Here is a 25,011-nt window from a genome sequence, read left to right on the forward strand (position 1 = left end):
TTATGAAAGAAACTATATATCAAAATCTACTCTCAAAGGATCCTATAGGAGCATTTAATAAAATTAAAGAGAATTACGTACGCTACTTTAAAACGATGTATCGTTTTTGTGATGAGGATCTCAATCAGAGAAAAGATAAAGAGTTACAGAGTAATAATAATTTATATAGAGACCCTTTATTAGAGATTTTACCAGAGTATAATACAACTGCTATAGGTGGCAAGAAAATAGGTGGTATAGAAGACATTGTGCCATTATTAGTTAAAGGGTTTGACAATGATAGTAATAATGCCAAACAATTTATTTCAAGTTTTATTAAATCTGGCTTAATGGGGTATCCACCTTATCAACATCAAACGGATATGTTGATTAAGGCATTTGTTAATAATAGAAATACAGTTATAAATTCAGGTACTGGTTCAGGTAAAACAGAGGCTTTTTTATTACCATTATTAGCATCATTATACAAAGAAGGGAAACAATGGGAAAAACCTTCTTACGAACATCAGGATTGGTTTAACATAACATCAGGAAATAATCAATACGAACCAGTACAAAGGGCTGGAGAGAATCGTACGTCTGCTATGAGAGCATTGGTTTTATATCCAATGAACGCTCTTGTAGAGGATCAAATGACGAGGCTACGTAAAGCTTTAGATTGTGATGAGGTTAGAGAGCACCTTGATAATGATAACGGATTAAAAGGAAATAGAATTTACTTTGGTCAGTACAATGGTAGTACTATTGTTTCAGGTGATTATAGAGGTCAAGCGAACAGATCAAAACGACAGGTTTGCTATAGTAAATTACAAGAAAAGCTTAGACAATCTGATAATATTGAGAGTTTTGTAGCAAGAAATGAAAAAGAAAAAGAAGATGTAAATTATATCGCTCCTAGACTTATTTCGGGATCTAGAACAGCGGAAATGGTAACGAGATGGGATATGCAAGAATATCCACCAGATATACTCATTACTAATTTCTCTATGCTTAGTATTATGCTAATGCGATCTATTGAAGCTAATGTTTTTGATAGTACAAGAACGTGGTTAAATGAAAGTAAAGAAAATGTATTTCATTTAATTGTTGATGAGCTTCACTTATTTAGAGGGACTTCTGGTACTGAAATAGCTTATTTAATAAAAATGTTTCTTGATGCTATCGGACTAAGACCAGTAATTAAAATTGATGGAAAATTTGTGCCAAATCCTCAACTTAGAATTTTAGCATCTAGTGCATCCTTAGGAGATGAAGATAGTACTCAGGACTATTTGGAACAGTTTTTTGGCGTTTATTTTGAGAGTTCTGATTCAAAAGCTTTTGAGATCCAAAAAGGAGATGATTATAATCCTAAGTTAGGATCTAAGTTTGATTTAGAAGTGTTTTCTAAAATAGATCAATCTTACTTTTTAAAACTAGAAAAGGATAAAGATGCCATTAGGAATGCAATAGCAAATAAACTAGGTTATAATGATTTAATACAATTTTTTGAAGAAAATTCAGAAAGCTTATACAAGCAATGGATAAACTGTTGCACAAATGAGAAAGGTAAAATAGTTCCTAAACAACTTGTTGATATTGGTAATTCTCTCTTCAATGGAAATATTGATGCATTGAGAGGATTTTTAATAATTAGAGGAGAAAAAGATATAAATGACAATAAGAAAGTTAGATTACCACGAATCCGTTTTCATCAATTTTATAAATATATTGAAGGTCTTTGGGCAGAATTATTACCTCAAAATGATGAAGATGAAACTCAGTATCCATTTGGGAAATTGTTGTATACTCCATTATCTGCAGTAAAAGGAAACGATGGAGCTATTCACAAAGTTCTAGAAACACTAAGATGCGAGAAATGTGCAGCAGCCTTTATTGGTGGGAATAAATTTCCAAGACCACGAAATAATAATATTAGACATTTGAATTTGTCATTAAATAGTCCTGATCTTAACAAAATACCAAATACCCAAGTAACACCTTTAGTTCAGAATAAATGGTATCAAGATTATGCCATATTTTGGCCAAGTAAAAAAAACAGCAGATTTGCTTTAGAAGATGATGAAGGGCAACGGGAGGATTTTAATCAAACAGATGTAAATGGAAATAGAGCATATAATAGAACTAATGTTCGAGGGAATTGGAGAAAATCTTTTTTAAACCCATATAGCGCAGAACTTTTTATTCAAGATAACAAACCTTCACCAGAATTTATAGAAGGTTATACTTTTGTTTTAATGTTAGATCGAGGGAATAATGATGAGCCTATTGATTTTATTCGAGATAATGATATAGAATTAATGCAAGCTCTTCCGCATGTTTGTCCTTCATGTAACGCAGATTATACAACTAGATTATATACAAAATCACCTATTAGAAGTTTTAGAACTGGTATTGCTCGTAGCAACCAAGTATTGAGCAAAGAATTAATATATCAACTAGAAGAAAAAGCGCCAAAGTTAGTTGGTTTTTCCGATAGCCGACAAGATGCGGCAAAACAAGCTTTTGGTATAGAAAAAGAACATTTTAGAGATATTGTTAGAATGTTGTTTTTAGAATGTGTTGAGGAGCTTAGTTTGCCAAATGCAGATGTATTGAAATTAATTAGTAGGACAACAGAATTAGGCGATAAGATATTTAGTGAAATGGATAGCTTTCTAAAATCAATTCCAAATGCGTACGAAATAGCTGTAAAAGTTCGTATGAATGATACTGAATTTTTAAAACAGTATTTAAATCCAAAATCTTCATTGAGTATTGAGGATTTGGTAGAAACGGAACAAAACCAATTAAATGGGCTTTTAGTACAAAAACTGCTCAGTCTTGGCATAAACCCAAATGGCGTAGGGTATGATAAAGAAAGTGAAAGCGGATATCATTGGAGCAATTTTTATAATTTTAATAGCGGCTCAATTGCCGATAGAAATACAATAAGGAATAGAATTCATGATAATAATTTTGAAATAAGGCCTGATTTCGTAACTAACGTCAGAGATAACCTATTTGCCACTATTTTTCAGAATAGTTTTGGTATATATACAGATGTCAATTCAGAAAGTGCTGGTATTGGATACCTGTCATTAAAACAAGATAAAACAAATGAATATTATATTGCGTTACTAAATCTTCTACCAAATGCTATTTCATTTTTAGATAATCTTATCGATGCATTTGTTCGCATTATGGGAGATAATTATCGCTATAGCAATACAGACTTTTTTACATCAAGAGCATATGATAATTATATAGGTTTACCTGCAAAATTTAGAGCTCCTATCGAAGCTTTGGCTGATAAATATAATATTGAGGTTACATTATTAGGTAATAATATTATAAATTATTTAAATGAAGTATTTGGTAATCAAAGATTTGAAATAGCACCTAATGCGCTAAATTTTAAAGTAATAAAAAATGACGCTTATTATTACAAGTGTTATAATTGCCATAAGATTCATCTTCACAGAGGTTTTGGGCTTTGTACCAATGTGCAATGCTTAAGTGTATTACCATCTAACGCATCAGGGAGAGTTAAAGAACTAAGAGAACAAAATTTTATTAGTTTTGATTTATTACAAGAACCAAGAGAACCTATTCGTTTAAGAACGGCAGAACTAACAGGTCAAACAGATAATCAAGCAGAAAGGCAACTTCAATTTAAAGGAGTTATTGTTCAAAATAATGAGACTGAATATAAAAAGGATAAGCTCTCTAACGAAATAGATATGATTAATGTGACTACAACTATGGAAGTTGGAGTTGATATTGGAAGTTTACAGGCTATTTTTCAGGGTAATATGCCACCAACACGATACAACTATCAACAACGTGTTGGTAGAGGAGGAAGACGTGGTCAAGCATATTCTGCTGCAATGACTTTTTGTAGAGGAAAGAGTCATGATAGTTATTACTATTACGACGGAATTGAAGAGATTACAGGAGGTGATGCTCCTCCACCTATGCTTTCTTTAAAGCCGAATGAGTCTGATGGTGAATTTCAACTTAAAATTCCGATTCTTAGAAGGATGCTTGTTAAAAATATATTGAAAGAAGCTTTTCTTTCTATAGAAACACAAGATATAAACGAAGATACACATGGACAATTTGGTGTTGCTTCAGAATGGGAATCTTATAGACCTAATTTAGATAATTGGATAAAAGAGAATTTAATATTTATAGAGGATTACTTATCCTATTATACTTCTCAATATAATAATGATAATAAGCTTGAAAAAGACATCTATACGATAAGACAATGGATCATTGAAGATTTACTTAATGAGATTGATAGGGCTGTAGCTAATAGTACCTATACTACAGGGTTGGCACAAAGTATGGCAGAAGCTGGTTTGTTACCTATGTATGGTATGCCAAGTGGCACAAGAAACTTTTATCATGGGAGTAATCGAAATGATATACGATCTATAGATAGAAGTTTAGAACAGTCCATAACAGAATTTGCACCTGGATCCATAAAAACTAAAGATAAAGGTGAGTACGAATCTGTAGGTTTAACCATACCATTAAAAATAAACCCAAGGAGAAACAATGAAGTTAATTCTTTTGCTAGGTTCAATGGTGAAAATCAAAATCAATTTGATGCCTTAGAATATAGTTATGATTTAGAAATTGAAACAGAAGAAAGCAATAATATAGTTAGAATAACAAATTATGACATAAATCAAATTCAACAAGAAAATCATATCAGACTTGTAGTACCTAAAGCATTTAGAACAAGTAGAATTATAAATAACACTGGAAATGCAGCGGATAATACGGATGTATTGTCAAGTTTTTCAACCTCTAGAATCTTTGCAATTGAAAATGATGATGCTACTCAAAGAAAGAACATCTATAATAGCACAATATCTTATTATGATTTTAACGCTGAAGTTTGGCACATAAATAATAATAATGGAGAGTATTTTGAAGGTGTTAGTACTGAGGATTTTAGAACAAGTGGAACAAGTAGTCATTGGGAAAATATTAGGATAACAGGTAGCTCAGAGGGAGATTTATTTACTCCTAATTTTATACTTAATAGATATATTCGGAGAAATGAAAATGATCAAACTGAACGGATTGCTTTAGGAGCAAAAAAGACTACAGAAATGTTGAAAATTGAGATTCTCAATTATTCTAATAATATTGATCTAGATGTAAGATCAGGAAATAGTTCAGCTATTAGAGCTGCTTTTTATTCTGCTGCATTTATACTACAGAGAGTAACAACCGATATACTAGATGTGGATCCGCAAGAGATTGAAATAAGTGAGTTGAAGTATGATGACCAAATGATACCTTTCCTTTTTTTGAGCGATGCAGCCCCAAATGGATCTGGTTTCGTGAATTACTTGTATGAAAATTTTGAATCTATAATTGATAAAATATTAAATGGAGATCAACAATTTATTCAATCAATAATTGAGCACAAAAATGAGTGTAATAGTTCTTGTCAAAAATGTTTAAATACTTATGGTAATTCAGGATATCACCATATTCTCGATTGGAGGGTAGGAATAGGATTATTGAGATTAATGAAGAACGCATCATACTCTTTTGGTTTTAATGAAAGCGATGAAAATTATTTTGAACTTGAAGATCTAAGAGAAATAATAAATAATGCATCCAATACATATTCGAAAATTGATGAAAAGACAAGTTTAGTAGAAGGTAATCGCTTCAATTATTTAAGATTTGAGGGTGACCAATTATTAGGTACAAATGATTATTTTAAAGCAATACTTCACCCATTGTGGAAAAAGGACTTAGTAATTCGAAATTTTGATTCCTTTTTCGGAGACGAGTTGCATATAAACACTAATGATTTTCTGGATATATTTACTACCCTGAGAACTTTGAAAACTGAGTAATTTTTAGTTTTTCTTAAAGCAATTGATGTTTAAAATAAATAAGTTCAAAAGCACAAAACTATTGATTAATCTAATCATTTAAATGATGAACTATTTAAAATAGACCATCAATGTAAAATGGAATTTAAGTCTGTTTTAGATTATAAAAATTACCTACGCAATGATATAGGGTCAGTAATCTTAGATCTTATAAAAAAGTAATACCAATTCAAAAGAATACAATTTAAATGCACATATTAAAAATAATCCATGGCTATCCGCCCCATTATAACGCAGGTTCTGAAGTCTACAGTCAATCCATATGTAACGAGTTGTCGAGAGACCATAAAGTATCCGTTTTTACAAGAGAGGAAAACCCATACGCTAAAGATTTTGAAATCCGTCATAAAAAAGCAAATGACAATTTAAATTTATACTTTGTTAATAATCCCAATGGGAAAGATGGTTATAAACATAAAACTATCGATGAGAATTTTAAAAAACTAGTTCAAAGTTTAAAACCAGATGTTGCACATATTGGTCATTTAAACCATTTGTCAACGGGAATAATCGATGTTTTAAACACCTTAGAGATCCCTATCGTTTTTACATTACACGATTTTTGGTTAATGTGTCCAAGAGGACAATTTTTAACACGCAGTATAGGTAAAGCGGATAACAACCAGTTGTGTTCTGGTCAAGAAGATAAAAAGTGTGCTACTAGTTGTTATCAAGTTTATTTTAGTGGAAAAGAAGATGAACAGCAACAGGATATTAATAGTTGGAGCAATTGGGTAAACCGAAGAATGCAAGAAACCAAAGCGATAATTGATAAAGTCAATTTGTTTATTGCGCCTTCAAAGTATCTTCAAGAACGTTTTGTGAATGAGTTTGATATCCCTGAATCTAAAATTACTTATTTAGATTATGGTTTTCCAACACATTATTTAACCCAAACAGAAAAGGCAGCAACTAAATCTGTTTTTACATTTGGATACATTGGCACGCATATTCCAGCTAAAGGAATCAATCAATTAATAGAGGCATTTCAGCAAGTTGAAACACCAGCTGTTTTAAAGATTTTTGGTAGAAAAAGTGGTCAAAGTACAGCAGCATTAAAAGCATTAGCAGCAACGTGTAGTAATAGAGTAGAATTTATGGGAGAATACATCAACCATAATTTAGCAGATGTTGTTTTTGCACATGTGGATAGTATTGTGGTGCCATCTATTTGGGGAGAAAATTCACCATTAGTTATCCATGAAGCACAAGCGTGTAAAATCCCCGTAATTACTGCTGACTTTGGTGGTATGAAAGAGTATGTGCAACATCAAAAAAATGGTCTGTTATTTAAGCATAGAGATGTAGATGCTTTGGCTGAACAATTAAATTATGCAGTGTCTAATCCTGATAAAATGAAAACTTATGGTGAAAAAGGGTATTTGTATTCAGAGAATGGAGATGTACCTGACATAAAAGTGCATTGTAATGAATTACTAAGTATATATCAGAATCATACAGTTCCAGATAATTTTTGGAGGGTTACCATAGATACTAATCCTGAAGATTGTAACCTAAAGTGCATAATGTGTGAAGAACACAGTCCATATAGTAACTTTATAGATACACTGTACAAGGAAACAGGAGTAAAGCGAAGACGTATGGATTTTGCAATAGTAACACAGATTTTTGAACAAGCATCTGCATTGGGAGTTAAGGAAATTATACCGTCTACAATGGGAGAACCGTTGTTATATAAGCAGTTCGATGAGATTTTTGATTTAGCAAAACAATATGATATTAAAATTAATTTAACAACAAACGGAACATTCCCTAAAAAGAGCGTTTTAGATTGGGCTAAATTAATTGTTCCGAATACTTCTGATGTTAAAATAAGTTGGAATGGTGCCACAGCAGAAACTTCTAAAGAAGTGATGCATGGCTTAGATTTCGAAAAGGCAATGGCTAATGTAAAAGAGTTCATAGCTTATAGGGATGAATACTTATTAACGAATGGCTATTTCTGTCGTGTCACATTACAATTAACATTCATGCAGAATAACATGCATGAGTTGGTTGACATTATAAAATTAGCAGCTTCTTTGGGTGTGGATCGCGTAAAAGGGCATCAGTTATGGGATCACTTCGATGAAATTAGGGAGTTGTCCATGAAAGCAACACCAGAAAGTGTATCGCAATGGAATACTTATGTTTTAGAGGCCCATAAAGCAGCCGAAGAATTTAGAAAACCAAACGGAGAAAAAGTATTGTTGGAAAATATTATCTCTATTGAAGATAATGAAATTTCAGAAGTACCTAGGGATTATGAATGTCCTTTTTTAGAACAAGAATTATGGATATCTGCAACAGGTCAAATATCACCTTGCTGTGCTCCAGATAATTTAAGGCAGTCTTTAGGGGATTTTGGAAATATAAAAACATCAACTATTCAGGAGGTCTTGAAAAGTGAGCATTATTTAGATTTAGTAAGTAATTATAAAACCAAAGACGTTTGTAAAACTTGTGTAATGCGTAAACCTTTATGAGGGATTTTTCGAACCTAATAATTAGGTGGACTTTTGGAGAAACAGAAGAAAGGTCTACTTCATTACAATCTTTTGACATGTTGGATTGTAGTCTGAGTTTTGCTTCCCTTATTTTTCCTAATGCAAAAATGTACATTGTTTATAATTCTTTAAAAAGCGATCTAACTTTGAATAAATTAAGGAAAATTGCTTTAGGTAAAGCAGATTTAATAGAATCGAATAATAAATGGGAGAATAAACAGAAAAATTCATTTTGGAAATACGTTCCTAATCGTATAGATTCGTCCAAATATGAGCTTATTTTAGATTCGGATGTTGTTTTATGGGAAGTTCCTGCTATTATTAATAAGTGGTTAAATTCTGATGGGGTATTAATAAATACAGATTGGAATGGAAGGAATTATGGTTCTTTTGAGAAAGATATTCCTGAAAAATTCACTTTCAATGCAGGGATTTTAGGTTTTCCTCCTCAATATAGTTTTGCTTTACCTGATTTAAGTTTGCTAGAAGAAGTTTTTCTATCGGAACAAGGGTTTGTTTCAAAGGAGTTTATTACTTCTAATAGAGAAATGTTTGTTATTCAAAAGCTAGATGTTTTTCAATCTAATTCAGAAGAATTTATTGATAATAAGGTAAATGATATTTTAAAGAAGCATAAAGGAGCTCATTTTTGTGGGTGTAATTATTGTCATTTTTCACATTGGGACAAGTATTATAAAGATGATGTTTGGAAGTACTATTACAGTTTAATTAAATAGAGAGCGTATGAGAAATTTTAGAGACGCTTCCAAGTTTAACTTTAATTTTAAGAAAGGTTTAGTTTACAGAGGGTCTATATTTGATTTTCTTAGAGAAGACTATAAACTATTGAAAGAGTTTAATGTAAAAACAATTATTGATTTAAGAGCAGATAGGGAGGTAGAAGCGATTTTTTACTCGGAAAAAGTGTTAAGTCGGATAAATTATATAAAAGCACATTTTGATCCGTGGAACCAGCCAGAATGGTTTCAGGAAAAACATAGTAAAGGATCTAACCATGAGATTGCATATCGTTTTTTTGCTATGGGATGTAAAAATGCTCTTAAGAAAGTATTTGAAACTATTTTAGAACATGAATCAGGAACTATAGCTATTCATTGTCATGCCGGAAAAGACAGGACTGGAATTATATTTTCAATGCTGCATCTATTGTTGGAATCGCCTATAGAAAACTTATATACAGACTATTTAGCTAGTGAGATGGACGTTTCTAAAGAAAAACTAAATATTGCACTAGATATTATTGAAAAAGAAGGAGGTATTCAATCTTATTTGTTGTCTTGTGGATTAAGAGAAGACCAAATAATAAAATTAAAACACAAGTTACTAAATGAATAATAGAAATTTTTTGAAATCTTTTTTTACCGAATACTGGAAGTACATTACTGTTAGTGCAGCTTGTAAGCTAAATGTATTTGATATTTTGGTTTCTGGAGAAAAAACATCTTTAGAAATATCAGAGGATTTATCTATTAAATTAGAAAATATAGAGCTGTTGTTAAACGGGTTGCTGGCTATTGATTTTTTAGATAGGATAGAGGGTAGGTATTTGTTGAACAATCTATCTGAGCTGTTAACTGATAGTCACTCTGAAACATTAAAGTATGCCTGTCTTAATTGGTCTGGTGAGCATTTGGAGGCTTGGAGTAAATTGGATGAATCAATCAAAACTGGAAATAGTTTTTTTGAAAATAAATATAAAAATAACTACTTCGATTTTTTAGATAGAAATGAAGAAAAGTTAGACCATTATCATAAGGCTATGAATGCTTATGCAATGGATGATTATAAAGATATTACAGATGTAATTGATTTTAATATTCATAAAAGCGTAATGGATGTAGGAGGTGGGTATGGAGCAGCAATTTCTAATATTAAAGAAAGGTGTTCTGAATTAGATTGTTATCTATTTGATTTAGATTTAGTTATCGGTAAATCTAATTCGGGAAATAGTGTTAAACTTCTTAAAGGTGATTTTTTTGTCGAAATTCCAAAATTATCAGAAGCTATAATATTATCTAGAGTTCTACATGATTGGAATGAAGAAAAAGCAATTCAAATTTTAAACAATACATATCAAGCATTACCAGAAAATGGAACATTATATATAATTGAAAATTGCTCAGACAAAATAGATGTAGACCTTTCATTGTTATCTTTAAACATGTTAGTCATGTGTGAAAGTTTGGAGCGTTCATCTTATGAATATATAGCATTAGCGAATCAGGTAAAATTTAAGTTTATGGAAGCTAAACAACTAAATGAATTACAAACAATATTAATATTTAAGAAGTAATGAATTGGAGAGATATTATTGTTTCAAAAGAGAGTAATTCCTTTAAATATAAAGATGAGCAACTTTTTGATAAAGTGTTTGATGAGGTATTAAAATACCATAGTCCTGGAATAGCTCCTGTTAGAGATAAATCAGGTTGGTATCATATTGATGTAAAAGGAAATGAAGTGTATAAAGAGCGTTATAATAGAGCGTTTGGTTATTATTTTAATAGAGCAAGTGTCATTCATGAAAATAATTGGTTTCATGTAAACGAGTTAGGAAAACGTTTATATGATGCGAATTATGCTTGGACAGGAAATTACCAAGAAAAAGTATGCTCGGTTAGAGATTTTAATAATCAGTATTTCCATATTGATTTAGAAGGTAAATCTATTTATGAATCTAAATATCGATTTGTGGGTGATTTTAAAGATGGTTTTGCATGTGTTCGTTTATTTTCGGGAGAGTATAAACACATTAATTTAAAGGGGGGATTTTTAAACGATAAAGCATTTTTGGACCTAGGGGTTTTTCATAAAAATTATGCAATTGCGAAAGATAGAAGAGGTTGGCATCATATCGATAAACATGGAAATGAATTATATGAAGAAAGATATGTTATGGTTGAGCCTTTTTATAATGGCTTTGCTGTTGTGGATACTTTATTAGGCGAAAAACAAATTATTGATGAACAAGGTAAATTATCATTAGAAATATAACCCAATGGCCATCCAACAACTCCTAGGAACCTACAACATAACAGGAACCAACCAAAACGAAGAATCTTCAGCCTACAAAGGAATACTAACCTTAAGCCTAGACGAAAACCATCGAATCCAAGCAGAATGGCTCATCAACAACAATCAAAAACAATCTGGAAACGGATTTTTTAAAGACAACATTTTAGTAATTAATTTCAATTACAAAGGAGAGAACGAAACTGTTTTCAAAGGTGTTGTAGTCTATAAATGTTTGACCAAAGATATTTTAGAAGGCTTTTGGTCAGAGAAACATGGTAATCCACTGTATCTCGGAGAAGAGACATGTTTTAGAATAGGCACACATAAAGAGGTCGTTAATTAAAAATTAACTATTATAAAATCTTACATATTATTTATAGGTAAATAAACGATAGCACTATCAACCAAATCAAAATAAGGATATTCACCTCGAAAATTTGGATTCATATTTTTGATTAAATGATACCTATTATTCAATTTCTCTAATAGTTGAGATAAATCACCCTTTGTTGCTGGTTTATTAGAGTCTTTGGTTAATGCACTTTTAAGAGTATTTGCTAATAGTGTTCCAGCAGCAGCATTTCCAACACCAGTCATGCTCATGCTTTCTTTTTTAGGAGTAGGGATATTATTTGGAACAGACAGTTCTGCCAATTTTGATTTTGGAGATTGAACCTTTGTTTTCCGAGCATGATACGCTTTAGAACGACAAGTATCACTACAATACTTCTGTACGCGACGTCTTTTTGGCTCAAATTCTTTAAAACAATAAGTACAATTATAAAATTCTTTATCTGTCATTTAGCGTGAAATAAACGTTTGTTTTACGCTAAATTAGTTGTTTACCCATGAAATTGCTAATATTTGATGAAGTTATAATGATTAATACCTATAATTCAACACCAAAAACAGATTGCATCAAGAACTCATCAATTTCCTCATCAGTAACAATTATTTTTTTCTTTGGAGGAGGAGTTGAGGTCTTAGTTTTTCCAAACTGCTCGCTATTCAGTTTAAATGATATGCTCTCTGGACTATTTTTAGATAATGTAGATTCTAGATTTTTTAAAACCTGATTGCTATCTAACTTAACTTCTTCTTTCTTAAATTGAAAATGTTCCTCTAATTGAGAATAATGTACATCAAAATAATTTGCTTGAATTTTAAACGCGCTAATGAAAACATCATCAATATTTGGAAAAACATCCTTGATATTTTTATACATCCAAGAAGTAGCATAGTTATGAAATTCTATTTGCTTTTTATAGTCTTCTAAAATTATATGAAATGAAGCATTACTAAACGATGATTTTGCATCTAATAAAAGCACTAAATTATTCTTCAAAATCCTTTGCTTACCTAAAATATCAATTAAGATGATATCTTCAAGACCAGATGTCATTGATTTTCCTAAATTATTATAATACACAATAGTATTATAACCGTTTTCAGGTACAATACTTCTAAAATCTGAGTCCTCAACCATTGGTTGTATTGTTTGAGGTAAATAAAATATATAGCTCTTAGTGATGCTCCTAACTATGATTTGAGAGATGTCAGTCATTATCAAAGTGATTAGAGTAATCGTTAGGTAAAACAGCATCAATATTTCTTAAATACTTTTCAAGCGCAGTCATTGTATTGTGTCCTGTAATTCCCATCAATTCACTTTTAGCAGCATGAGGTGTTGATCCTTTTACTAGCGACTGATATAAAATCGTTATGAAAGTATGTCTAAAACTGTAGAGTGTTTGATTTATATCTAAATTAAAATGTTCTTTTACAACCGTTTTAAAGCGTTTAGAAAAATAATTACTTTTATTAACGTCGTCAGTATCCCAATTTCCTCCAATTTTAATAGGAGTAAATAAGTGATAATCTGGATCTAATTTTGATAAATCTGGCAGTTCATCAAGTATTTTCTTCGGAATGAGCTTTATTTTCAACGGACTATTCTTAGCCTTAAATTGAAGCGTTCTGTCAGCTACATTAATATCTCTAATTTTAAGTCTACAAACTTCTATTGGTCGTAATAAATTATAACTAATAAATTTTATATAAAGTAGGAGTAGAGGATCTTCCTTTTCTAAATACCCAAAGATTTTTTCGTGCTCTTCAGTTGTGTAAGATTTATTCCGCTTCGGAATACTTCGTAACACAGGTATATTCCTAATAGGGTTTGATTCAATAATTTCATTGTCTTCTAACGTTTGTAAAAGACTACTCAAATTTAATCTATAATTATTTCTATTTCGAGAGCTTGTTCTTAACAATAGCGCATTTAAAAACTTCAAAGCTGCTTTCTTGTCAAATTGGTCGATCGTTTTTAATTTAGGATAATTTTCTTTAGCCCACTTCACAACAGCATTAGTTGTATACATATAATCCTTATGAGAATTAGAGCTAATTTGTTTCTCTTTAATTCTCAAACTAAAATCAAATGCCTCACGTAAAGTCATTTTTGGTTCCTCAATTTCTATTTTTTCTGGAATATCTTTTTTCACAACGACTTCTTCTCGCTGATTAATCGATTTAGAATATTGTATTTGAGGAGAAAATGCTTTAGTTATTTTTTCTTCGGAAGTATTAATAGCATCCTTAACGATAAATTGAGACTTATAAAGTTCTGTATTATCTATAAACGGATTGTAACCTTGCTGAAGAAGTTTCAAAAGTCTCCTACGATAGCGAGATAAAAGTGCCATTCGGTCTTCTTTTGTACTAAAAGTATTTACACTTCCATAGATGTTCTTTTGTCGCTTGAGCTTGCCAGTACTGGGATCTCTATAGGAGAAGTACACATACCAACGCTTAGATAAATCGTTCTTAGCGATATAGATTTTTGGAGGTGAAAATTCTTTTTTGTGTGCCAAATTGTGTTCGAAATCGTGTTCTAAATCGTGTTCATAGGTAATAAAGTCATTAAATGTTGTCATAAAAAAACGGTTTAGAGTGAACTAAACCGTTTATTTGCAACTAATTAAGATTGTAGCGAGAACGAGATTTGAACTCGTGACCTCTGGGTTATGAATCCAACGCTCTAACCAACTGAGCTACCTCGCCATAATGAGGGTGCAAATATAAAAACATTATTATTGTGTACAAGCATAAAATGCGCAAATTATTTTTTTTCGTATTTTGTTTTAAACTCAACAATTATTGTATATATTGACAACATAATAATATACCTATGGAAGACCAAGTTAAAATTGAGATGGAGTTCGTAATACATGCTTCACCACAACTTTTATATCAATATATATCAACACCTTCAGGATTGTCTGAATGGTTCTCAGATAATGTAAATTCACGAGGTGAATTTTTCACATTTATTTGGGATGGCAGTGAAGAAACAGCAAAATTGCTAAGTAAAAAAAGTGGAGAACGTATTAAATTTAGATGGTTAACAGATGATGAAGAAGGTTCTTCTAACTACTTTGAAATTAGAATTCAAGTTGATGAAATAACAAAAGATGTTTCTATTATAGTTACTGATTTTGCAGATGAGGATGAAGTGGAAGAATCAAAGATGCTTTGGGCTAATCAAATTTCAAGTTTGAAACAAGTTTTAGGTTCTGCTTAGAAAGAGTATCTCATATTAGTTTTATATTTGTCTCGACCCTTTAATTAAAAGGATAATCGAGACTTTTTTTTTATGATAAATTTTAACGGTACCCTAATTGAAAATACAACTTTTATATCTTCGGAAAATAGAGGTTATAAATATGGTGATGCACTTTTTGAAACATTAAAAGTAGTTCATGGTAAAATTTTATTTTGGGAAGATCATTACTTTAGATTAATGTCATCTATGCGAATCATGCGTATGGAAATCCCTATGAACTTCACCATGGAATTTCTTGAACAAGAAATCATAAAAACGATTAACGTTAATGGTTTAGCAAAATCATCGGTTAGAGTAAGACTCAATGTAGATCGAGGAGAAGGAGGTAAGTATCTTCCGAAGGAAAAAATAATAAACTACTTTATAGTTGTAGAAAAAGCAGATAACGATTTCTATACCATCCCAAAAAATGAGGAATATACAGTAGATCTATACAAGGATTACTTCGTGGCTCCTGGACTACTATCTACATTAAAAACCAATAATAAGGCAATCAATGTTCTAGGTAGTATTTATGCCGAAGAAAATCAATTTGCCAATTGTCTCTTATTAAACACAAATAAAAGCGTAGTAGAAGCTTTAAACGGAAATGTCTTTCTCATCTCTGGTGAACACATAAAAACGCCTCCTATTGATGATGGTTGTTTAAAAGGCATCATGAGAAAACAAATTATTGAAGTGATTGTAAATTCTGGTGATTATACTATAGAAGAGACCTCTATATCACCTTTTGAACTACAAAAAGCAGATGAATTATTTATAACCAATGTGATTGTTGGGATTCAGCCTGTCTTAAAATATCGCAAAAAGGCATTTAATACTAAAATTACCGAAGATATATTGAAACGTTTAAATACGAAGTTAAGATTGTCTTAAACCAATTTAAAAGTAGAAATAGTATTAGTTGTAGCTAGGATTTTCTGGAGCATTAGACCAAAGAGAGTAATCACCACCAAGTTCTAGCATTTTTTCTCTCCAAAACGTACCACAGCATTTCTCAATAAGTTCATTTTTGTAAATATTCTCAGAAACTATCCAAGCGTTAGACTCTAACTCGTTGTCTAATTGTTTTGGTTCCCAACCAGAATATCCAAGAAAAAATCGAATATCTGAGTCTTTTAGTTTTTTCTCTTTAAGAAGTTGTAAAACGATTTCAAAATCTCCTCCCCAAAATACACCATGAGAAATTTCTATACTATCTGGTATAAGGTGAGGTACTTTATGAATAAAGTATAAGTTGTCTTGCTCTACTGGACCACCATTATGAACTTTAAAATTAGCTTCGGTTTCTGGGATGAGATCGTTAAGAGTGTACTCTAACGGTTTATTTAAAATAAAACCAATAGAACCTTCCTCATTATAGTCGGCTAATAAAATTACAGACCGATTAAACGATAAGTCACCAATAATAGATGGTTCGGCAATTAAAAGATGTCCTTTTTTGGGCTTTGTTGTAGTCATCATGTGTGATATCTATACTAAAACTAAAACATATTTTGTTAATAACCAACAAAAAGTGCTAATTAGTAATGTTATGAAACAAAAAAAGCTCACTTTACAGTGAGCTCTTTATAATCTATTTTAAAGAATACTAGTTTACAGCACCACTTAAATCAGAACCAGCTTTAAACTTTACTACGTTTTTAGCTTTGATTTGAATTGTTTTTCCTGTTTGAGGATTTCTTCCTTCTCTTGCAGATCTTTTAGAAACTGACCAAGAACCAAATCCAACTAAAGATACTCTGTTACCTTTTTGTAAAGATCCTTCGATATCTACTAATAAAGAATCTAATGCTTTCTTAGCTGCTGCTTTAGTAATTCCTGCATTTTCAGCCATTCCATTGATTAAATCTGTTTTGTTCATAAAATTATATTTTAAATTGTTAAAAAATAGTTGGGTTAAACTTTATTGTTAAATCCGTACACAAAATTATACGTAAAATCCAGCTACGCAAGTAATAGCAAGGGAAATGCGGATATTTGTTGATAACTTTGGATATTTGTTAATAAAGGAATGTATTTCATCGGGTTTTTTGATAATATCAATGAATATAAGGGGTTTAGAGCATTTTAGCATTTTTGCTAAATTCATAACCATTAAGTAATGACTTCACATCCATTTTTCGTTTTCCAGGAAGTTGGATTTCTTTAATATGGATGTAACCGCCTTTAACAGCAACTTTTAACTCATGTTTTGAGGTTTCTAAGGTTCCAAAATCTAAATCATGTTTTAAAATCTCTTTTTCAATTGCAAATATTTTAATGCTGAGTTGCTCATCATCGTTATTTAAGTAACACCAAGCAGCAGGAAATGGATTTAAACCTCTTATCTTATTGTATATGGTATCTATTTCTAAACTCCAATCAATTTTACAATTGTCTTTATTAAGTTTATATGCAGTCTTTAAATCTTCTGTTTTTGGTTGTATGATTGTTGCAACATCGCCTTCTTGAATTAAATCTACAGTTGTAATAACAAGTTCACTTCCAAGATCCATTAATTTATCATGTAACGTGCCAACAGTTTCATCATCGTTAATTGCAATAGCCTCTTGTAAAATGATGGCTCCAGTATCAATTTTCTCGTCAATAAAAAATGTAGTTACTCCAGATACCTTTTCACCATTTACAACAGCCCAATGTATTGGTGCAGCTCCTCTGTAATTAGGAAGGAGTGAAGCGTGTAAATTAAAAGTACCATACTTTGGCATTTTCCAAACGACTTCTGGTAACATTCTAAAAGCCACAACAATTTGAAGATTTGCTTCTAATGCTTCTAACTCTTTTATGAAATCTGGATTTTTAAGATTTGTAGGTTGTAAAACGGTCAAGCCTTCTGCAACAGCATATTTTTTAACTGCAGATTCGTTTAATTTTCGTCCGCGACCTGCTGGTTTATCTGGCGCAGTAATCACACCAACGACTTCATAATCGCTCTCTACTAATGTTTTTAAAGTGGCAACTGCAAAATCTGGCGTGCCCATAAATATAATTTTTAAAGGATCTCTCATGTCGTTTTTATTTTATAGCTGTTAGCAGCATTCAACTCAATAACATTGTGCTCAAGTAACGACTGTAAAGTTGTAAAAACCTCAGTTTTTTCAAAGGGTAAGTTTTCTACCAATTGTCTGGAACTCATCGGGTTTTTTTCTAAAGCTAAAATGACTTGTGTTGTTATTGTTTTTATATCTTTTTTTTCTTCGGAAATTTTCCCGCTCACACAAACCGAGCAAATACCGCAGTTTTTGTCTGTTACTTCTCCAAAGTATTTTAGTAATTGTCTGTTTTTACAAATATCATCAGTATCTATATAATGCAATACAGCATCAATTTGCTGATTTTTTAGCTTTTGTTGGCGTTCTACAACATTTGCAATTCTATTAACTGTTTTATCATCTTCTCTTGGTTGAAGAAATAAAACTTCAGAATCTGTATTAGAATACAAGAAATCTACAATACCATCTTTATGAAGTTGATGTAGTATCGCAATGATTTGTTTTTCGGGTGCTGAGGATTTATCAGAAACCAAAGTTAAGTTAATTGCTAGTTGATGTTCAAAAATGCCACCATAAGTTCTTAAAATCGTTTTAACGACTATATTATATTGTGAATGCGTTTTCAAATAAGAAAACATACTTGCATTGCTTACAATAAACTGAAGTTTGGTTTTGTAATTAAACTGTTGTGATAATTTAATGACACTATTTCTATCTAATAATTGAAGTGCATTAAATGTCTTTGAACTTTTAAAATGATAAGCCTTACAAAAATCACTAAAGCTAAATTGATGTGTTGTCTGTTCACCTTCTCCATAAGAAATCTGAAAATAGTTACACAGCTTTCGATACACCAGTTTTATCTCTTCTATTGATGGAAGACTTTTAATAAACTGGTTTTTTAAAACTTGCTCGTCAGATTTGTTAGTCAATAAAATAGCATAAGCCTTTTCATTATTTCGTCCTGCGCGACCAGCTTCTTGGTAGTAGCTTTCCAGACTTTCGGGTAAATTAACATGTATAACCGTTTTTACATCTGGTTTATCAATTCCCATTCCAAAGGCTGTGGTTGCTACCATAATTTCCTTTTGGTTATTCATCCATTGGTAGAGACGATCATGTTTGTCTTTTGTAGGAATCCCTCCATGAAAAAAAGTAGAGCTAAAGCCTTTTTTTTGCAATATATTATGAATCTCGACGCTCATTTTTCGGCTTCGTACATAAATGATTGATGATCCTCTGTGACGTATGAGTTGTTGCTCTAAGTCATAGATTTTATCTTCACTATGTAATACTTGGTAAGAAATATTTGGTCTGGTGAAGGATGCTTTAAATATTTTAGGAGCAATGAAATCTAGCTCTTTTATGGTTTCTTCAATAACCTCTGGTTTTGCTGTTGCAGTAAGTGCAATTACATTAACATGGGGTTGTAACTGTCTTAAAATGGTAATGTTTTTGTAAGCTGGTCTAAAATCATTTCCCCATTGACTAATGCAGTGTGCTTCATCAACAGCAATGAGATTGACGTTCATTTGCTCAATACGTTGCTTCACGATATCTTGTTGTAATCGTTCTGGCGAGAGGTATAAAAACTTATAATTTCCGTAGATACAATTATCAAGAAGTGTATCCAGCTCACTATACCTTATTCCACTAGTAATTGCCATGGCTTTAATCCCTTTTTCTTTGAGACTATTAACCTGATCTTTCATCAAAGCAACTAAAGGCGAAACGACAATACAAATCCCCTCTTTTACAAGCGCAGGAATTTGAAAACAAATAGATTTCCCTCCACCTGTAGGCAATAACGCAAAGGTATCATTATTCTCTAAAACCGAATTGATGATCTCTTCTTGATACGGTCTAAAAGAGGTATGATGCCAGTACTGCTCTAATATGTTTATGGGATGAGCCATCTAAAGTTTTAATTGTTCTAAAATAAAATCTGCTCTTTTAATTATACTTTCAAAAGGGACGTCAATCAACTCATAGCCAAAACGTTGGTAAGTGTCTAGTAATGCATGATGAATCTCAACCGCTTGATCAAAATTTTCATAACGCTCACTGTCACTCACAAAAATCTCTTGCCAAGGTGCTAAAACAAAAACTTTATCATAAACATGAGTTTCACAGGTCTCTGTGAAATGTTTAGGGTAATCGCTATTAAAGAAATCCATATAGGCTAAAACATCTGGTAAGCCTCTGTCTAAAAAAACGATAGGTTCATCAATAGTTTTAGTATCTGCAAATTGTTTTGTTCTTGCTGTTAAGAGTAACTCGCTAAAGAGTAATGGCTTTGTTAAAAACAGTTGTTCTACACCATTTTTTCTAGCTTCAAGAGTGACTTGTCTAGAAACTTCTTCAAAGCACATGAAGTTTCTAGAAATTAATTCGGTTATAATGGATGACTTTCCTGTTCCAGGTCCACCAGTAATAACAATTTTTTGTGTGTTCAATTTGGCAAGGTTTAGGTTGTAAAATTAACGATTACCATTGTAAGTGGGAAATAATAGTATTTAAGTTTGGAATTATGTAGTGTTTATTGAGGACGGGTCAAGATTGTTACCAACGGTTTTGTGTATGGTTAGTTAAGCAATTAATTTTATACGGTATTACCCAACGTTTTTATTCTGTTCAAATTCAGTATGTATTAATTGCTCAAGCTTTCCAAAATCATATTTTAGAGTGTTAGATGTAATCGAAAGTGGTGTTCCGTATATTTTCATATTCGAACGCATAAGTTTAGCTTTCATTCCGCTTTTAGCTTTTCCGATATATTTTTCGGGATTGCTTACGTTAATCAATAGAAATTTTGTTGACATAAATTGCTTTGTTTCGATATCAGTTATATCCTTCCATTCAATTAATCCTACACTCGAAGCATTTGAGTTGTCCGTTATTCCGCTTGAGTCAATTATAAGTCCGACTTTTTTGTCAAACAGTTTTTTAAATCCGAAAATTCCTGTCGCACCAAAAAATAAAATTCCTAAAACTCCAATTCCTTTTATGACCATTGGATTCCTCAATAACCTAAATGAATGTTGTTGAAAACTGTCCGCACTTAAAAACAGCCAAATTCCTAATATCACAAATAATATTGAGCCTCCAATTCCTAAAAATAATTTGTTTTTGCTTAATAGTATTTCAATTTTTTCTTTCATTTGATTCAGTTTGTTGGTTTTGGTAAAATGTTGGTTAACAGTTTTGTGTATGATTAGTTACATGTTTGAACATCTAATTTAGTAAATAAAAACTGAATAGAAAATCCATAAAGATTTTTGTAAGCAGTCTAGAAACAAGCAATTAGTTATACGGTTTGTTGGCAATAGTTATTTTTCAAGTTCTATCGCTAATTCAATTGCTCTGTCTTTTTTATTTTTTAAACCGTCAGACAATTGGTCTAAAAAAGCGTCTTTGTTTTTTGAATATTCGATTTGATAATTTGACGAAATTCCAACATTTTCATAATTTTTGCCCTTTAAATCTTGATAAACTTCGTTAGATAATTCATATTCCCAACCATTTGGAAGTTCTTTGTCTAAAGTTGAAGAAAAAATTCCTTCTGTTGTCGAGCCAATTCTTTTAAAATTGGTGTTTGCCAAAGATGCCAAAACAAGAATTTCGGACGCACTTGCTGTTAAATGGCTTGTGAGTAAATATACGTTTCCGTTGAAATGATTTTTTGATGGAATAATTTTAAACTTTTGGGGATTTGCAAAACCCTTCTCTATTCGTGCTTTTTTTGTGTAGGCCATTTTTTCTTTATCTGAAAAGTGATTTAAAATAGCCATTGCAACTGCATCTTTTCCTCCACCATTAAATCGTATATCGAGAATATAACTTTTTGCACCATTTAGTTCATTAAGTATTGAGTTTAAAATTCCATTTATTCCGTCAACTTCATCTTGTCTTTGTAACTCGTCTTTTCTGTTTTCTGCTTTTTCCCAATATTGTCCAAAGAAATTTCTCAAATCTAAATCTTTCTGTAATTCGTAATCGGCTAACATTAGCATAGAGTTGATTTGTATATAACCTATGTTTTTATTTATAAGTCCGTAACGAACCATTCCTGCATTATAATTGCGTAAACTGTCAACATAAAATTCTGCAATTTCTTTATTGAGTTTAAATTCGTCCAATTTTGAATATTTCTCTTCCTGTTCTTCTACTTGATTTTTATACTCGTTTTTAATTTTTTCGGGAACTTCCATTTTTACGTGTCCATCATTTAGAAGTGCTATCATTTCTCTAAAAATGGTGTAAAGTTCTAAATCTGTTGTGTTCTCATTTATTTTGGGTTCGTATTGTTTATAAACTTCGTTCCAATTAATGTTTTTAATGTCAAAAGAGGCGTGATGTTCATTGAAGGTGTCCCAAAATACTTGGAAATTGTGTTTTGGGTCGTTGTTTAATTCTTTTGAAGTTTTACAGAGATTGGGTAATTTCTCTAATCTTGTAAACAGCCAGTCATCGTTTCCGTGCCGAATGGTTAATGTGTCTTTTGAATGTTTTTTGACTTTTCCAAAATCTAAAATGTGTTCTTCAAATGATAAATGGCAATCTTGCTTTGAAATATTATAGACGCTTATAATTGTATCGTTTAGTTCGATAATATTTCCATACCCAATTTGTTTCCAAAATCCGTCGGGTTTTGGTTTTTCGTTCGTTACTTTTTCATTGCATGAACAGAAAACAGAAAATAGTGTTAGGATTGATAAAATTTTAATGTTTTTCACTATGTTTCTTGGTTTGGTTATAATGTCTTGTCCTGAAATATGGCTACAGGTTAAAATTGATTTTTACACTGTTAATTTATATACCATATTTGGTGTTTTATAGTCTAAAGATAAATGTAATCTTATTTCGTTGTATAAATTAATTGCATTTTTTGCAGCTCTTTTGGCGTGTGTCATATCTGTAAAGGTTTGGTCGAGATAAAATTCATCTTTTAAAATGCCATTCACACGTTCAGCCATTGCGTTTTCGTAACAATGATTTTCTTCAGTCATACTAATATCTATCTTTTTTCTTTTTAGTATTTGAGTGTATACATTACTGCAATATTGAATGCCTCTATCTGAATGATGTATGAGTCCTTCAATACTTTTAGCTTGGTAAATAGCCTTATTAAGCGCTCTGACGCATCCTTTAAGTTCCAAGCTATCACTAATATCATATCCTACAATTTTACGAGAATACATATCTGTTATTAAAGCCAAGTAACAAAAGCCTTTTACGGTTCTAATATAAGTTATATCACTAACCCAAACTTGGTTAGGCCTTGTAACTTCTACGTCTTTTATAATGTTATTATACTTATAAAAACGATGATACGAGTTAGTCGTTCTAGCACTGGTTTTCTTTCTAAGTGTTAGCATTTGGTGTTTTCTAAGAACACTAAATAAAGTATCTCTACCAACCTTAATATTGGCTTTATTAAAATCTATATCTAATGATTTTATAAGTTTTCTTACACCTTCTCTAGGAAGGGATTTGCGTCTTTTTCTGACTATGTTTATCATGAGTTGTTCTAGTTTTAAACGCTTATCAACTCTAGATTTGTATTTATAATACGCATCACGTTTAAGTCCGAAACAATTAGTTATAGTCGTTAAAGAAGCAAATCCCTTAGATTTCTCAATGGCTTTAATTAAGGCTTTATACTTAACTTTTTTTTTAGTTCAGCAATAGATTTGTAACCGAGATCTTCCGCAGCTACTTCTAGATAAGATTCTTCTACCATAGCATCGAGATCCTTTTTAAGCAGTAGTTTTTTAAGCTGTTCAATTTCTTTTTGAAGTGCTTTAATTCTAGATATTTCGTCTTTAGTTTCCACTTTTACTCTGGTGTTCATTAAGTCTTTGCGATTGTACTTTTTAATCCACACATTTACTGTTGTAGGTGCAATAGAGTAGAGTTTGCAAAGTTCACTCTTTGTGTGTTTGCCTGTCGTAAGTTCGGCTAAAATTTTTAATTTAAAAGGTTCACTGTAACGTCTAATTACTTTGTCATTTCTATACATAATGTTTAAAATTATGTAGCCTTTATTCAGGACGGGTCATAATTATTACTAACGGTTTTATGTATGGAAAGTTGCAAGTTTACGTTCGAGTATTTTACAATGGAAAAAAATCAAACGTAACAAAATTGCATTAACTCTTGATTAAGCACTGAGCTAAACATTATTTTTATAGGTTTTAGCAACGGGCTTTTTCCGTTTCTACTTTATGTCCAATATCGATTAAAAACTTGCGCATTAATTCGTAAGTTTTAAAATCAGCGTTTATGTGATCAAATAATTCAGTTTCCATGTATTCACAACTTAAACATATATTCAAAGGTTTAATTAGATTATCGTTTTTGTCATAAAATAGTATTGCATCTCGATAAATTGGCGCACACATCCAATTCGGAATATCATTTATTTCTGTTTTCAGAATTTCAATTAAACGTTCTGATTTAGAATCCGTTTTTTCAATTCGGTTAATCTTTTCTGCTGAAAAATGTAATTGTCCTTTCTTGTTGATAATTACTTGAGTAAAATTCAATAATTCATCTAATTCAGACAATCGTCTTTTTTGCGCTTCATTTCGGTCAGTTTTGGACTTAATATTAGTGAATTCAGATTCTAAAGATTCGATTTCTTCCTCAAATTTTTGCCCTCGCAGAAGAGAATAAGTTTCAAAGTATTCAAAATCTATATTATCAATAAATTCCGATGATTTTTTATATGTGTACTTCGGTTTCATTCGCTTGTGGCCAACAGTTTTGTATATAATTAGTTGCATGTTTAAGCACCTAATTTAGCAAATAAAAACCGAATAGAAAATCCGCGACGATTTTCTTAAGTAGACTAAAACCAGCTATTAATTTCATACGATGTTAACTTTTAGTACTTTTTCGTTAACTATACAATTTAGTATGAATTCGAATAATTG

22 protein-coding genes and 1 tRNA gene are annotated in these 25,011 nt (G+C 31.2%); 9 read left to right on the forward strand and 14 right to left on the reverse strand.

Annotated features, from left to right (window positions below; genetic code table 11):
* The first annotated feature begins 2 nt into the window (after positions 1-2).
* From IM744_RS07710 to IM744_RS07740, 7 genes are all read left to right on the forward strand, one after another.
* The gene (locus tag IM744_RS07710) at positions 3-5,870 is read left to right on the forward strand and encodes a DEAD/DEAH box helicase (RefSeq protein WP_194507550.1); all 5,868 of its coding nucleotides are present in this window, start codon (positions 3-5) and stop codon (positions 5,868-5,870) included.
* 227 nt (positions 5,871-6,097) lie between these two features.
* The gene (locus IM744_RS07715) at positions 6,098-8,395 is read left to right on the forward strand and encodes a glycosyltransferase (protein WP_194507551.1); all 2,298 of its coding nucleotides are present in this window, start codon (positions 6,098-6,100) and stop codon (positions 8,393-8,395) included.
* A 167-nt stretch (positions 8,396-8,562) separates the two neighbouring features.
* On the forward strand, positions 8,563-9,153 hold the full coding sequence (locus IM744_RS07720) for a hypothetical protein (protein ID WP_194507552.1): 591 nt from the start codon (positions 8,563-8,565) through the stop codon (positions 9,151-9,153).
* Positions 9,154-9,160: 7 nt separating this feature from the next.
* Positions 9,161-9,772: a tyrosine-protein phosphatase gene (locus tag IM744_RS07725; RefSeq protein WP_194507553.1), complete on the forward strand. Its 612-nt coding sequence runs from the start codon at positions 9,161-9,163 to the stop codon at positions 9,770-9,772.
* Positions 9,765-10,730: a methyltransferase gene (locus IM744_RS07730; RefSeq protein ID WP_194507554.1), complete on the forward strand. Its 966-nt coding sequence runs from the start codon at positions 9,765-9,767 to the stop codon at positions 10,728-10,730. The genes IM744_RS07725 and IM744_RS07730 overlap by 8 nt, the downstream gene beginning before the upstream one ends.
* Positions 10,730-11,431 carry a WG repeat-containing protein gene (locus IM744_RS07735; RefSeq protein ID WP_194507555.1) on the forward strand — a complete coding sequence of 234 codons (702 nt, stop codon included), beginning with the start codon at positions 10,730-10,732 and terminating at the stop codon, positions 11,429-11,431. Before IM744_RS07730 ends, IM744_RS07735 begins: the two co-directional genes overlap by 1 nt.
* A gap of 4 nt (positions 11,432-11,435) precedes the next feature.
* Positions 11,436-11,795 carry a hypothetical protein gene (locus IM744_RS07740; RefSeq protein ID WP_194507556.1) on the forward strand — a complete coding sequence of 120 codons (360 nt, stop codon included), beginning with the start codon at positions 11,436-11,438 and terminating at the stop codon, positions 11,793-11,795.
* 20 nt (positions 11,796-11,815) lie between these two features.
* On the opposite strand, the gene IM744_RS07745 is transcribed toward IM744_RS07740, so the two are convergent.
* The 4 genes from IM744_RS07745 to IM744_RS07760 all read right to left on the reverse strand — a co-directional run bounded on the left by IM744_RS07745 (position 11,816) and on the right by IM744_RS07760 (position 14,515).
* Positions 11,816-12,253 carry a hypothetical protein gene (locus IM744_RS07745; protein WP_194507557.1) on the reverse strand — a complete coding sequence of 146 codons (438 nt, stop codon included), beginning with the start codon at positions 12,251-12,253 and terminating at the stop codon, positions 11,816-11,818.
* 88 nt (positions 12,254-12,341) lie between these two features.
* Positions 12,342-13,016 (reverse strand): hypothetical protein, encoded by a 675-nt coding sequence (locus tag IM744_RS07750; protein ID WP_194507558.1) that lies wholly within the window; start codon positions 13,014-13,016, stop codon positions 12,342-12,344.
* Positions 13,009-14,388, reverse strand: a complete 1,380-nt coding sequence (locus IM744_RS07755; protein ID WP_194507559.1) for a tyrosine-type recombinase/integrase — start codon at positions 14,386-14,388, stop codon at positions 13,009-13,011. Before IM744_RS07755 ends, IM744_RS07750 begins: the two co-directional genes overlap by 8 nt.
* Before the next feature lie 53 nt (positions 14,389-14,441).
* Positions 14,442-14,515 (reverse strand) — tRNA-Met (locus IM744_RS07760).
* A gap of 127 nt (positions 14,516-14,642) precedes the next feature.
* Here IM744_RS07760 and IM744_RS07765 point away from each other — a divergent pair.
* Positions 14,643-15,035, forward strand: a complete 393-nt coding sequence (locus IM744_RS07765; RefSeq protein ID WP_194507560.1) for an START-like domain-containing protein — start codon at positions 14,643-14,645, stop codon at positions 15,033-15,035.
* A gap of 72 nt (positions 15,036-15,107) precedes the next feature.
* On the forward strand, positions 15,108-15,953 hold the full coding sequence (locus tag IM744_RS07770; RefSeq protein ID WP_194507561.1) for an aminotransferase class IV: 846 nt from the start codon (positions 15,108-15,110) through the stop codon (positions 15,951-15,953).
* A 24-nt stretch (positions 15,954-15,977) separates the two neighbouring features.
* Here IM744_RS07770 and IM744_RS07775 read toward each other — a convergent pair whose 3' ends face one another.
* The 10 genes from IM744_RS07775 to IM744_RS07820 all read right to left on the reverse strand — a co-directional run bounded on the left by IM744_RS07775 (position 15,978) and on the right by IM744_RS07820 (position 24,861).
* Complete coding sequence (locus IM744_RS07775; protein ID WP_194507957.1) at positions 15,978-16,538, reverse strand: YqgE/AlgH family protein; 561 nt, start codon at positions 16,536-16,538, stop codon at positions 15,978-15,980.
* A gap of 130 nt (positions 16,539-16,668) precedes the next feature.
* Positions 16,669-16,941, reverse strand: coding sequence for an HU family DNA-binding protein (locus IM744_RS07780; RefSeq protein WP_028872747.1), 273 nt, complete (start codon positions 16,939-16,941; stop codon positions 16,669-16,671).
* A gap of 196 nt (positions 16,942-17,137) precedes the next feature.
* Entirely contained in the window at positions 17,138-18,088 is a 951-nt protein-coding gene (gene fmt / locus IM744_RS07785) for a methionyl-tRNA formyltransferase (protein ID WP_194507562.1), read from the reverse strand.
* Positions 18,085-19,989 carry a RecQ family ATP-dependent DNA helicase gene (locus IM744_RS07790; RefSeq protein ID WP_194507563.1) on the reverse strand — a complete coding sequence of 635 codons (1,905 nt, stop codon included), beginning with the start codon at positions 19,987-19,989 and terminating at the stop codon, positions 18,085-18,087. Before IM744_RS07790 ends, fmt begins: the two co-directional genes overlap by 4 nt.
* Positions 19,990-20,529, reverse strand: a complete 540-nt coding sequence (locus tag IM744_RS07795) for an AAA family ATPase (RefSeq protein WP_194507564.1) — start codon at positions 20,527-20,529, stop codon at positions 19,990-19,992. It abuts the gene before it with no gap.
* A gap of 156 nt (positions 20,530-20,685) precedes the next feature.
* Positions 20,686-21,234: an STM3941 family protein gene (locus tag IM744_RS07800; protein WP_194507565.1), complete on the reverse strand. Its 549-nt coding sequence runs from the start codon at positions 21,232-21,234 to the stop codon at positions 20,686-20,688.
* A 168-nt stretch (positions 21,235-21,402) separates the two neighbouring features.
* On the reverse strand, positions 21,403-22,809 hold the full coding sequence (locus IM744_RS07805; RefSeq protein ID WP_194507566.1) for a S41 family peptidase: 1,407 nt from the start codon (positions 22,807-22,809) through the stop codon (positions 21,403-21,405).
* Positions 22,810-22,872: 63 nt separating this feature from the next.
* Positions 22,873-23,724 (reverse strand): IS3 family transposase, encoded by an 852-nt coding sequence (locus IM744_RS07810; RefSeq protein WP_194507958.1) that lies wholly within the window; start codon positions 23,722-23,724, stop codon positions 22,873-22,875.
* On the reverse strand, positions 23,724-24,095 hold the full coding sequence (locus tag IM744_RS07815) for a transposase (RefSeq protein WP_194507567.1): 372 nt from the start codon (positions 24,093-24,095) through the stop codon (positions 23,724-23,726). The genes IM744_RS07810 and IM744_RS07815 overlap by 1 nt, the downstream gene beginning before the upstream one ends.
* Positions 24,096-24,270: 175 nt before the next feature.
* Entirely contained in the window at positions 24,271-24,861 is a 591-nt protein-coding gene (locus IM744_RS07820; RefSeq protein ID WP_194507568.1) for a hypothetical protein, read from the reverse strand.
* Positions 24,862-25,011: the final 150 nt, after the last annotated feature.

It is taken from the genome of Psychroserpens luteus (assembly GCF_015319355.1).
Classification (GTDB): Bacteria; Bacteroidota; Bacteroidia; order Flavobacteriales; family Flavobacteriaceae; genus Psychroserpens; species Psychroserpens luteus.